Genomic DNA, 12,245 nt, shown 5'->3' with positions numbered 1-12,245 from the left:
TAGTTAAATATCTGAAAAACCCGACATATGTAGACAAAAGGACTAGGCTTTTAAATAAAACCTGACTATATTTGTCCTTAGCTGGTGGAAAAATATGCAAAAACAGCAATTAAGGGAAAACAAGATGAAAAAAGGACTTTGGGCACTGAGCGCTGCAACGCTTTTTGCCATGACCACTTCTGTGCAGGCAAAACAAGAAATTTGTGTATTCGATTTGTTAGGCAAGGCTGGGGAGTCATATAAACTGATTGAAGAGTGGAAGCTTGCATCAAAAACTTGGCAGGGTGACGTTGAGTTAATTGCTTATCAAGATGAACAAAAAGCTGAACAAGACTTTGATGCTGGTAAGTGTGATGGGGTTTACATGACCTCAATGCGTGCGCGTAAATATAACAAATTCGCTGGTTCGATTGATGCTGTGGGTGCAGTAACGAGTAATGCAATTGCGCAAAAAGCAATTAGTTATGTGCTCGACAAACGTAATAAAAGCCGTCTGACTGCAACCGTCAATGGAGAAAAATACGAAGTTGCGGGAATCATTGAAGTCGGTCTTGCCTATATTTTTGTGCGGGATAAACGAATTGATACGATAGAAAAAGCGAAAGGAAAAAAATTCGCTTATTTGCATTACGATCAGGCACAAAAAATAATTGTTGAAAGCTTAGATCTGATTGCTGTGCCATCCGATATTTCTGATTTTGTGAAAAAATTTAACAGCGGTCAGGTCGATGTAATTGCTGCACCAGCATATGCCTATAAACCTTTGGAAATTAGCAAAGGATTGGCAAATGGTGCTTTGTTTAATTTTCCTGTTGTGAATATCACAGGTGATCTGATTATTCGTCCAGGTAAATTTCCTGCAAATTTTGGTACTCAATCGAGACAATGGTTCATCAATAAACTTCCAAGTAACTTTGCCATGGTGCAACGTTTAGAATCAGGCATGAATGCCCGAAAAATTAACCTATCGAATGAAGACAAAGTACGCTATCAAAAAATGTTACGAGAAGGGCGTATGAATCTAACAAAACAAGGCGTTTACGATGCTACTATGATGAACGTACTCAAACGTGCACGTTGTACTGTTGAACGTACAAACTTTGAATGTACATTGAGTGGAGAATAGAAGTTTTACGTTATTTCAAATCGTGAACCTTAGCGTACAACTTTTGACTTATCACAAAAATGTCTAATAAAAGAAGTGGATGATATAAAAAAGGACAAATATTAAACAATCCTGACATAAAAATAGAGTACAAGCTCTATTTTTTTTCAGAAAACATGATTAATATTTGCTTCGAACAAGGAGACAAACATAAAGTTTGTGAAAGGATGAAAAATATGAAAAAAATTGCATTAGCTATTGCAGCAACTGCGATGATGGGCATGTCAGCATCTGCTCAAGCAAAAATCGATGTGTGTGTATTCGACTTATTAGGGAAGTCAGGTGAATCATACAAAATGATGCAAGACTGGGCACTTGCTGCAAAAGGTTGGGGTGCTGACGTTAACCTTCTAGCAATCACTGATGAGCAAGTTGCTGACAATAATTTCAAGGCTGGTAAATGTGCTGCTGTAGCAATGACAGCAATGCGTGCTCGCCCATACAACAAATTCGCGGGTTCTATCGATTCTTTAGGTGGTGCGCCGAGCAATGAAATTGCTCAACGTGCGATTACTTACGTTCTAGATGCTCGTAATGCTGCGAAGATGACGACTAATCTTGGTGGTAACAAATATGAAGTAGCGGGTATCTCTCCATTGGGTGCTGCGTATATCTTCGTACGTGACAAGAACATTAACTCAATTGAAAAAGCTGCTGGTAAGAAATTCGCTGTATTGGGTTACGATGATGCTCAAAAAATCATGGTACAACGCGTAGGCGCTCAAGCAGTACTTTCTGACGTTTCTAACTTCGCTGCTAAATTTAACAATGGTCAAGTTGATATGGTAGGTGCGCCTGCTTATGCATACAAACCATTAGAATTGAGCAAGGGTTTAGGTACTAATGGTGGTATCTTCAACTTCCCAGTTTTACAAGTAACTGCGGATCTTGTTATTCGTCCAGAAAAATTCCCTGCTGGTTTTGGTCAAAAATCTCGTGATTACTTTGTGAAGCAACTTCCAAAAGCATTCGCAATGATCAAACGTTACGAAGCTGAAATTCCAGCGAAGTACAAAATGAACTTAAGCGCAGAAGATACATTGAAGTATCAAAAATTATTACGTGATGGTCGTATGGATTTGACTAAGCGTGGTATTTACGATGCAGGTATGATGTCTGTATTGAAAAAATCTCGTTGTTCAGTGAACAAATCAAACTTTGAATGTGCATTACCTGGTGAATAATCAGTAATTGCCAAAAATGACACTTAAAGCCTAGATTTATCTAGGCTTTTTGTTTTTTTGTGATCGTCATTTAAGTCATAGCCTTTACTTTAAAATCTCGTAATCATAATGAGATAAAAATCAAATGAAATCGTGAAGATTAAAATATATTTTGATCAGGAAGATTTACGATTGATGATGAGGGATTTCGTTTATATACCATTAGGGAATTAAACGTGGTTCTACGATTTTGGGTGTGATGTCACAACAATCACCAAAATGCAAAGGAAAAAAGAACATGCAATGGTTTAAAACATTAATGCTTGCAACAGGTGTTGCAGTCGTATCCGCAGGCGCTCAAGCAAAGCAAACAATCTGTGTATTTGATATTGTTGGTAAAAGTGGCGATGTTTACGCACTTATGAAAGATTATCAGCTCGCTGCAAAGACTTGGGGCGCTGATATCGAATTGAAAGTTGGCACCAATGAGGCTGTAATTGCTGAAGACTTTAAAGCTGGAAAATGTGATGGTGTGAGTATCACAGGAATGCGTGGTCGCCAATTCAATAAATTTACAGGTTCTCTCGATGCAATTGGCGCAATCACTGACTTAAAACTTGCAGTTAAAGTGATGCAAGGTCTTGCTAGCCCAGTGTTCGGAAAATCGATGGTCAATGGCAAATATGAAGTTGTCGGTGTGATCCCAGTCGGTGATGCTTATTTACTTGTTAATGATCGTAATATCAATACGGTGGCAAAAGCTGCAGGTAAGAAAATTGCGGTATTAGACTATGATGAAGCACAAAAAATTATGGCTTCACAAGTCGGAGCGCAGGCTGTAAGTTCAGATATTACAAACTTTGGTGCAAAATTTAATAATGGTCAGGTTGATATTATTGGTGCGCCAGCAGCTGCATTTAAACCTTTGGAATTGCATAAAGGTTTGGGTACAAAAGGCGCAATTGTGAATTATCCGATCTTACAAGTGACAGGTAATTTGATTATTCATCCAGATAAATTCCCAGCAGGATTTGGTCAAAAGTCACGCGAGTGGGTTAAAAGCCAACTACCACGTGCATTTGGTATCCTTGGTAAAATGAAGGCGGATATTCCGCAAAAATATTGGATGGAAGTTCCTGAGTCTGATAAGCCAGGCTATCAAAAACTTATGCGAGAATCACGTATTAACCTGACAGCAAAAGGGATTTACGATAAACGCATGATGAAGCTTTTATGGCAATTCCGTTGTAAAGAAAATCCAAAGAATTTTGAATGTGGCTTACAAGACGAAAACTACAAATAATCTTGTAAAAGTATTTTGAATAGCCCTTTAAAACTTCAAATACAGACCTGATATTGAGTATGCTATACTGAATATCGGGTCTTTTATGTATGAAAGACAAAGAAAAGTCGAGGAATATCCATCATGAACGCACAAGCTCTTGAATTGTCAGATAATGCTGCCAAAAAAGTTCGCCAATTACGCGAAAGTGAAGGGAATAATGATCTTATGTTACGTGTCTATGTAACAGGTGGAGGTTGTTCTGGCTTTTCTTATGGTTTTAACTTTGCAGAAAGTGCCAATGAAGACGATGCTGAATTTACCAATGGAGATGTTAAAATGTTGGTTGACTCATTAAGTTATCAATATTTAGTCGGTTCAGTAGTTGATTATCTAGAAGGTTTGGAAGGTTCACGTTTTGTTGTACAAAACCCAAATGCAACAACGACGTGTGGTTGTGGATCTTCTTTCTCGATTTAAGTTTAAAAAAGATATAAAAAAGCTTCTCGATATGAGAAGCTTTTTTGCTATTACACCGCCGTAATTGTCCCCAAGATACGATTTCCTGATGCACCCGTGACAGCTGGTAAATTACCACTGAGTTGCTCCATAAAACGCATCGCTAACCAAGCAAAAGCTGTGGCTTCAACCCATGTTGGAGCAAGACCCAGCGCATCTGTAGTTTGCACAGACCAATTATGCTTGCGCAAACGCCAGCGTAGTTGTTCAAGTAAATATGAATTATATGCGCCACCACCACAGACATAAATTTCACCTGTCGGCATAGCATCTTTACTGCGATAAATTGCTTTCTTAATTGCACGAGTTGTCAGTTTCATTAAGGTTGCTTGAACATTCTCTGGCGTATCTTCAAGTTCATCGTACTCTAAATCACTTCGCCAATCGCTGAGCTGCTCATCCAACCACTCTAAATTAAAGTCTTCACGACCCGTACTCTTCGGAGGTTCTTTGGCAAAAAATTCGTGTGTTTGTAAACGATCTAGCAATGAGCGAATGGGATTGCCATATGCAGCCCAGTCACCATTCTCGTCATATGGATGACCTGTATGACGATGACACCATGCATCCATCAAAATATTGGCTGGACCTGTATCAAATCCATATACGCCGTCCGCATTGTTTGCAGGTAGCATACTGACATTTGCAATTCCGCCCAAATTTAAGATGACGCGATGAATACTGTCATGCTGAAACAAGGCCTGATGGAAAGCAGGAACTAAAGGTGCACCCTGACCACCAGCAGCCATATCTCGACGTCTAAAATCCGAAATAACAGGGATTTGAGTGATTTCAGTAATAATATTGGGATCACCGATTTGCAATGTAAACCCATGTTCAGGACGATGACGAATGGTCTGTCCATGAGAACCAATGGCTTTAATTTGATTTCGATCTAAATTATTTTGTTTGATCAGTTCATTGATACCATGTCCAATCATCTGTGCCAGAGCCACATCGGCTTTGCCCATACGATCGATTTCGTTATCATCAGGCAAAGTGAGCGCCATCAATTCGTCACGTAACGCTGGATCAAACGGAACAGTCAGGGTTGCGTGCAAAGTTAAAGGATTAAAAGAAGCTGCAACAATATCAACACCATCCATGCTTGTGCCAGTCATTACACCAATATAGATTGCGCTCATATACAACTTCCCCTGCAAGACGCTGAAAAAATGTTAGTATATCGCACAAATTGAATAACTGATGTGTTTAGGTTTTGTGATGTCAAATTTCTTGCCCGCCGAAGAACAGCTTGCTCTCATCCAACGAGGCACGCACGAGATTATTTCTGAAGAAGATTTATTGAAAAAACTCAAAGAGAATCGTCCACTACGTGTAAAAGCAGGCTTTGACCCTACGGCTCCTGATTTACATTTAGGACATACTGTTCTCATCAATAAGTTAAAAACCTTCCAAGATTTAGGGCATGAAGTCACATTCTTAATCGGTGACTATACTGCGATGATTGGTGACCCAACGGGTAAAAGTGCGACACGTCCGCCGTTGTCAAAAGAACAAGTCCTTGCCAATGCAAAAACATACCAAGAACAAGTCTTTAAGATCTTAGATCCAAATAAAACCAAAGTCCGTTTTAACTCAGAATGGTTCAATCAGAAGTCTGCAGCTGATTTGATCCAATTGGCGAGCCAACAAACCGTATCACGTATGTTAGAACGTGATGACTTTACTAAGCGCTATAACAATCATCAGCCAATTGCCATTCATGAGTTCTTATATCCATTAGTACAAGGCTATGACTCAATTGCACTTGAAGCAGACGTTGAGTTAGGTGGTACAGACCAGACCTTTAACTTATTAATGGGGCGTACCTTGCAAGGTCGTTATGGTCAAGAATCACAAGTGTGTATTACAGTACCTATTCTTGAAGGTTTAGATGGCGTAAATAAGATGTCTAAATCTTTAGGCAACTACATTGGCGTGTTCGACACGCCAGGTGCAATGTATCAAAAAATCTTGTCGATGCCAGATAGTTTAATTGAACGTTACTTTGATCTACTTAGCTTTAAGTCATTAGATGAAATTAAAGTTCTACTTGAGGAAATGGCTGCAGGTCGTAATCCACAAGAAATCAAACGCATCTTAGCACTTGAGCTTGTTGAACGTTTCCATGATGCAGAAGCAGCAGAAAATGCGCATAAGAGTGCAGGGAATCGAATCACTGAAGGTGAAGTTCCTGAAGATACGCCTGAAGTAACCATTTCTCGTGCTGAATTTGGTGGTGAATTATTTATTGCAACTATTTTACGTGTGGCGGGTTTAAATCCGAATGCAGCATCAGCTAAAGATGCCGTTGGACGTGGTGCAGTTAAAGTCGATTGGAATGTTGTGGATATGAGTTTCTCTGTAAAAGAGAATGGAACTTATATTATTCAGTCTGGTAAAAAAGCCATCGCCCGTGTGACGTTTACTGACTAAATACGGCAATGGAAAAAATAAAAAGCAGGCCGTGAGCCTGCTTTTTGTACATAAATAGATCATAAAAACAACGAAAACATCAGATTTGTAGAAAAAAGAAACATGCAAAAGAAAATAATAAAAAACAGGGTTGCAAGCGATTAGAAATGCTGTAGAATGCACATCCATCGGCGGTGATGCGGATAAAAACTTGTTGAGAAACAAGGATTTGGCTAAAATGGTTGGATTCTTGGGTTGGTTGATAAGTTTTAAAAATATCTAAATTACCTGTTGACTTTAAAGAAATTTAGAGTAATATAGCCGACCTAGCTTGATGATGACGAATCATCGAGAAGATCATTAAGAGAATAGAAGAACAACTTGTGTGGATTTTTACTGGTTGATCGATCGAAATAATTTTCATTGATTGAATGGTAGAAATTTCTCGAAGTTTATTTGAGCGAATTTTTAGTCAGAAAATTGATGAGCCAGAATTAGCACCTTGTCTTAACTAAGGTGCAAAATGATTTTAACTGAAGAGTTTGATCATGGCTCAGATTGAACGCTGGCGGCAGGCTTAACACATGCAAGTCGAGCGGAGATGAGGTGCTTGCACCTTATCTTAGCGGCGGACGGGTGAGTAATGCTTAGGAATCTGCCTATTAGTGGGGGACAACATTCCGAAAGGAATGCTAATACCGCATACGTCCTACGGGAGAAAGCAGGGGATCTTCGGACCTTGCGCTAATAGATGAGCCTAAGTCGGATTAGCTAGTTGGTGGGGTAAAGGCCTACCAAGGCGACGATCTGTAGCGGGTCTGAGAGGATGATCCGCCACACTGGGACTGAGACACGGCCCAGACTCCTACGGGAGGCAGCAGTGGGGAATATTGGACAATGGGGGGAACCCTGATCCAGCCATGCCGCGTGTGTGAAGAAGGCCTTATGGTTGTAAAGCACTTTAAGCGAGGAGGAGGCTCCTTAGACTAATACTCTAGATGAGTGGACGTTACTCGCAGAATAAGCACCGGCTAACTCTGTGCCAGCAGCCGCGGTAATACAGAGGGTGCGAGCGTTAATCGGATTTACTGGGCGTAAAGCGTGCGTAGGCGGCTTTTTAAGTCGGATGTGAAATCCCCGAGCTTAACTTGGGAATTGCATTCGATACTGGGAAGCTAGAGTATGGGAGAGGATGGTAGAATTCCAGGTGTAGCGGTGAAATGCGTAGAGATCTGGAGGAATACCGATGGCGAAGGCAGCCATCTGGCCTAATACTGACGCTGAGGTACGAAAGCATGGGGAGCAAACAGGATTAGATACCCTGGTAGTCCATGCCGTAAACGATGTCTACTAGCCGTTGGGGCCTTTGAGGCTTTAGTGGCGCAGCTAACGCGATAAGTAGACCGCCTGGGGAGTACGGTCGCAAGACTAAAACTCAAATGAATTGACGGGGGCCCGCACAAGCGGTGGAGCATGTGGTTTAATTCGATGCAACGCGAAGAACCTTACCTGGCCTTGACATACTAGAAACTTTCCAGAGATGGATTGGTGCCTTCGGGAATCTAGATACAGGTGCTGCATGGCTGTCGTCAGCTCGTGTCGTGAGATGTTGGGTTAAGTCCCGCAACGAGCGCAACCCTTTTCCTTACTTGCCAGCATTTCGGATGGGAACTTTAAGGATACTGCCAGTGACAAACTGGAGGAAGGCGGGGACGACGTCAAGTCATCATGGCCCTTACGGCCAGGGCTACACACGTGCTACAATGGTCGGTACAAAGGGTTGCTACACAGCGATGTGATGCTAATCTCAAAAAGCCGATCGTAGTCCGGATTGGAGTCTGCAACTCGACTCCATGAAGTCGGAATCGCTAGTAATCGCGGATCAGAATGCCGCGGTGAATACGTTCCCGGGCCTTGTACACACCGCCCGTCACACCATGGGAGTTTGTTGCACCAGAAGTAGGTAGTCTAACCGCAAGGAGGACGCTTACCACGGTGTGGCCGATGACTGGGGTGAAGTCGTAACAAGGTAGCCGTAGGGGAACCTGCGGCTGGATCACCTCCTTAACGAAAGATTGGTGACCGGTAAGAATCCACAACAAGTTGTTCTTCGAAGATGTATCTGAGGGTCTGTAGCTCAGTTGGTTAGAGCACACGCTTGATAAGCGTGGGGTCACAAGTTCAAGTCTTGTCAGACCCACCACTACTGACGAAGTGATGAATAATCACAAGCTGCTAGATAAAAAGATATGTCGTTCATTATGATTAAAGCTGGGGACTTAGCTTAGTTGGTAGAGCGCCTGCTTTGCACGCAGGAGGTCAGGAGTTCGACTCTCCTAGTCTCCACCAAATTCGAGGGTAAACAAAGCAACGCTTTGTCCGAGAATTTAAGCAAACAGCTATGCTGTGCGCAGGCACACATAGAACGAAGCTTGGAGCTAAAGATTACAGAACTTAGTAAGCAAATAGCTTCTTAACTTCTGTGATTTATCACAGTTTACTACGCACCGACGAGGTGGTAGTTAATCATTAACAGATTAGAAAATTGAGTCTGAAATAAATTGTTCAAACTCGATTAAATAGGAAGATAACAAGTAATTGTTAAATTAATATTTAATCTGAGAACTAGCAAAAACACTGAATCAAGCGTTTTGGTATATGAATTTAGATTGAAGCTGTATGGTGATTAAATTCACAGACAACAAACCAGTAGCAATTAAGTTTGCAACGATAACACTCACTTGTATGTGTTAACGACTGTTTGGGGTTGTATAGTCAAGTAATTAAGTGCATGTGGTGGATGCCTTGGCAGTCAGAGGCGATGAAAGACGTGATAGCCTGCGAAAAGCTCCGGGGAGGCGGCAAATATCCTTTGATCCGGAGATTTCTGAATGGGGGAACCCACCCGCTATAAGGCGGGTATCATAAACTGAATACATAGGTTTATGAAGCGAACGAGGGGAAGTGAAACATCTCAGTACCCTTAGGAAAAGAAATCAATTGAGATTCCCTTAGTAGCGGCGAGCGAACGGGGAGCAGCCCATTAAGTTATGTGTGTTTTAGTGGAACGCTCTGGGAAGTGCGAACGTAGAGGGTGATATTCCCGTACACGAAAGGGCACACATAATGATGACGAGTAGGGCGAGGCACGTGAAACCTTGTCTGAATATGGGGGGACCATCCTCCAAGGCTAAATACTCCTGACTGACCGATAGTGAACCAGTACCGTGAGGGAAAGGCGAAAAGAACCCCTGTGAGGGGAGTGAAATAGATCCTGAAACCGCATGCATACAAGCAGTGGGAGCCGACTTGTTCGGTGACTGCGTACCTTTTGTATAATGGGTCAGCGACTTATATTCAGTAGCGAGGTTAACCGAATAGGGGAGCCGTAGAGAAATCGAGTCTTAATAGGGCGTTTAGTTGCTGGGTATAGACCCGAAACCAGGCGATCTATCCATGAGCAGGTTGAAGGTTGGGTAACACTAACTGGAGGACCGAACCCACTGTCGTTGAAAAGCCAGGGGATGACTTGTGGATAGGGGTGAAAGGCTAATCAAGCCTGGTGATAGCTGGTTCTCCCCGAAAGCTATTTAGGTAGCGCCTCGGACGAATACCATTGGGGGTAGAGCACTGTTTCGGCTAGGGGGTCATCCCGACTTACCAAACCGATGCAAACTCCGAATACCAATGAGTACTATCCGGGAGACAGACTGCGGGTGCTAACGTCCGTAGTCAAGAGGAAAACAATCCAGACCGCCAGCTAAGGCCCCAAAATCATAGTTAAGTGGGAAACGATGTGGGAAGGCATAGACAGCTAGGAGGTTGGCTTAGAAGCAGCCACCCTTTAAAGAAAGCGTAATAGCTCACTAGTCGAGTCGGCCTGCGCGGAAGATGTAACGGGGCTAAAACTATGTGCCGAAGCTGCGGATTTGACATTAGTCAAGTGGTAGGGGAGCGTTCTGTAAGCCGATGAAGGTGTATTGAGAAGTATGCTGGAGGTATCAGAAGTGCGAATGCTGACGTGAGTAACGACAAAACGGGTGAAAAACCCGTTCGCTGAAAGACCAAGGGTTCCAGTCCAACGTTAATCGGGGCTGGGTGAGTCGACCCCTAAGGCGAGGCCGAGAGGCGTAGTCGATGGGAAATTGGTTAATATTCCAATACTTCTGTGTAATGCGATGAGAGGACGGAGAAGGTTAAGTCAGCCTGGCGTTGGTTGTCCAGGTGGAAGACCGTAGGCATGCATCTTAGGCAAATCCGGGGTGCTCTATGCTGAGAGTCGATAGCAAGCTGTACTTGTACAGTGAAGTGGCTGATACCATGCTTCCAGGAAAAGTCTCTAAGCTTCAGTTACACAGGAATCGTACCCGAAACCGACACAGGTGGTCAGGTCGAGTAGACCAAAGCGCTTGAGAGAACTCTGCTGAAGGAACTAGGCAAAATGGTACCGTAACTTCGGGAGAAGGTACGCTGCTGACGGTGATGGGACTTGCTCCCTGAGCGGTTGGCAGCCGCAGAAACCAGGCCGCTGCAACTGTTTATTAAAAACATAGCACTCTGCAAACACGAAAGTGGACGTATAGGGTGTGATGCCTGCCCGGTGCTGGAAGGTTAATTGATGGGGTTAGCGTAAGCGAAGCTCTTGATCGAAGCCCCAGTAAACGGCGGCCGTAACTATAACGGTCCTAAGGTAGCGAAATTCCTTGTCGGGTAAGTTCCGACCTGCACGAATGGCATAATGATGGCGGCGCTGTCTCCAGCAGAGGCTCAGTGAAATCGAAATCGCTGTGAAGATGCAGTGTACCCGCGGCTAGACGGAAAGACCCCGTGAACCTTTACTGCAGCTTGACATTGAACTTTGACCTTACTTGTGTAGGATAGGTGGGAGGCTTTGAAGTTGGAACGCTAGTTCCAATGGAGCCGTCCTTGAAATACCACCCTGGTAATGTTGAGGTTCTAACTCTGTCCCGTAATCCGGGACGAGGACCATGTCTGGTGGGTAGTTTGACTGGGGCGGTCTCCTCCTAAAGAGTAACGGAGGAGTACGAAGGTGCGCTCAGCGTGGTCGGAAATCACGCGTAGAGTATAAAGGCAAAAGCGCGCTTAACTGCGAGACCCACAAGTCGAGCAGGTACGAAAGTAGGTCTTAGTGATCCGGTGGTTCTGTATGGAAGGGCCATCGCTCAACGGATAAAAGGTACTCTGGGGATAACAGGCTGATACCGCCCAAGAGTTCATATCGACGGCGGTGTTTGGCACCTCGATGTCGGCTCATCTCATCCTGGGGCTGAAGCAGGTCCCAAGGGTATGGCTGTTCGCCATTTAAAGAGGTACGCGAGCTGGGTTTAGAACGTCGTGAGACAGTTCGGTCCCTATCTACCGTGGGCGCTGGAAATTTGAGAGGATCTGCTCCTAGTACGAGAGGACCAGAGTGGACGAACCTCTGGTGTACCGGTTGTCACGCCAGTGGCATCGCCGGGTAGCTATGTTCGGAAGGGATAACCGCTGAAAGCATCTAAGCGGGAAGCCTACCTCAAGATAAGATTTCCCTAGGAATTTATTCCTCTAAAGAGCCGTTCGAGACTAGGACGTTGATAGGTTGGGTGTGGAAGCACGGTGACGTGTGAAGCTGACCAATACTAATTGCTCGTGAGGCTTGACTATACAACACCCAAACAGTTGTTGTATTCAAGATAAA

6 protein-coding genes, 2 tRNA genes and 2 rRNA genes are annotated in these 12,245 nt (G+C 43.5%); 9 read left to right on the top strand and 1 reads right to left on the bottom strand.

The window, feature by feature from the left end:
* Positions 1 to 124: 124 nt before the first annotated feature.
* The 4 genes from F948_RS14580 to erpA all read left to right on the top strand — a co-directional run bounded on the left by F948_RS14580 (position 125) and on the right by erpA (position 4,090).
* Positions 125 to 1,126, top strand: coding sequence for a putative solute-binding protein (locus F948_RS14580; RefSeq protein ID WP_017397501.1), 1,002 nt, complete (start codon positions 125 to 127; stop codon positions 1,124 to 1,126).
* A 215-nt stretch (positions 1,127 to 1,341) separates the two neighbouring features.
* Complete coding sequence (locus tag F948_RS14575) at positions 1,342 to 2,349, top strand: putative solute-binding protein (RefSeq protein ID WP_004965197.1); 1,008 nt, start codon at positions 1,342 to 1,344, stop codon at positions 2,347 to 2,349.
* Between the two features lie 277 nt (positions 2,350 to 2,626).
* Positions 2,627 to 3,631 carry a putative solute-binding protein gene (locus tag F948_RS14570; RefSeq protein WP_004914600.1) on the top strand — a complete coding sequence of 335 codons (1,005 nt, stop codon included), beginning with the start codon at positions 2,627 to 2,629 and terminating at the stop codon, positions 3,629 to 3,631.
* 123 nt (positions 3,632 to 3,754) lie between these two features.
* Complete coding sequence (erpA, locus tag F948_RS14565; RefSeq protein WP_004914604.1) at positions 3,755 to 4,090, top strand: iron-sulfur cluster insertion protein ErpA; 336 nt, start codon at positions 3,755 to 3,757, stop codon at positions 4,088 to 4,090.
* A gap of 50 nt (positions 4,091 to 4,140) precedes the next feature.
* On the opposite strand, the gene F948_RS14560 is transcribed toward erpA, so the two are convergent.
* Positions 4,141 to 5,274, bottom strand: coding sequence for an anhydro-N-acetylmuramic acid kinase (locus tag F948_RS14560; protein WP_004965193.1), 1,134 nt, complete (start codon positions 5,272 to 5,274; stop codon positions 4,141 to 4,143).
* A gap of 61 nt (positions 5,275 to 5,335) precedes the next feature.
* Between F948_RS14560 and tyrS the strand changes: the two genes are divergently transcribed.
* The 5 genes from tyrS (at position 5,336) to F948_RS14535 (ending at position 12,211) form a co-directional block, all read left to right on the top strand.
* Positions 5,336 to 6,568 (top strand): tyrosine--tRNA ligase, encoded by a 1,233-nt coding sequence (gene tyrS, locus F948_RS14555; RefSeq protein WP_005404005.1) that lies wholly within the window; start codon positions 5,336 to 5,338, stop codon positions 6,566 to 6,568.
* A 509-nt stretch (positions 6,569 to 7,077) separates the two neighbouring features.
* Positions 7,078 to 8,614: ribosomal RNA gene (locus F948_RS14550) — 16S ribosomal RNA — on the top strand.
* Positions 8,615 to 8,673: 59 nt separating this feature from the next.
* Positions 8,674 to 8,750: transfer RNA gene (locus F948_RS14545), tRNA-Ile, on the top strand.
* A 70-nt stretch (positions 8,751 to 8,820) separates the two neighbouring features.
* Positions 8,821 to 8,896 (top strand) — tRNA-Ala (locus F948_RS14540).
* Positions 8,897 to 9,320: 424 nt separating this feature from the next.
* A 23S ribosomal RNA gene (locus F948_RS14535) occupies positions 9,321 to 12,211 on the top strand.
* The 16S and 23S rRNA genes sit together here with 2 tRNA genes alongside, the layout of an rRNA operon.
* Positions 12,212 to 12,245: the final 34 nt, after the last annotated feature.

It is taken from the genome of Acinetobacter junii CIP 64.5, assembly GCF_000368765.1.
Lineage (GTDB): Bacteria > Pseudomonadota > Gammaproteobacteria > Pseudomonadales > Moraxellaceae > Acinetobacter > Acinetobacter junii.
This window is presented reverse-complemented; position numbering and strand designations above follow the sequence as displayed.

Excerpts from the sequence above, each read along its gene's own strand:
- F948_RS14580 (WP_017397501.1), top strand. The coding sequence starts at position 125 with ATGAAAAAAGGACTTTGGGCACTGAGCGCTGCAACGCTTTTTGCCATG.
- F948_RS14575 (WP_004965197.1), top strand. The coding sequence starts at position 1,342 with ATGAAAAAAATTGCATTAGCTATTGCAGCAACTGCGATGATGGGCATG.
- F948_RS14570 (WP_004914600.1), top strand. The coding sequence starts at position 2,627 with ATGCAATGGTTTAAAACATTAATGCTTGCAACAGGTGTTGCAGTCGTA.
- erpA (WP_004914604.1), top strand. The coding sequence starts at position 3,755 with ATGAACGCACAAGCTCTTGAATTGTCAGATAATGCTGCCAAAAAAGTT.
- F948_RS14560 (WP_004965193.1), bottom strand. The coding sequence starts at position 5,274 with ATGAGCGCAATCTATATTGGTGTAATGACTGGCACAAGCATGGATGGT.
- tyrS (WP_005404005.1), top strand. The coding sequence starts at position 5,336 with ATGTGTTTAGGTTTTGTGATGTCAAATTTCTTGCCCGCCGAAGAACAG.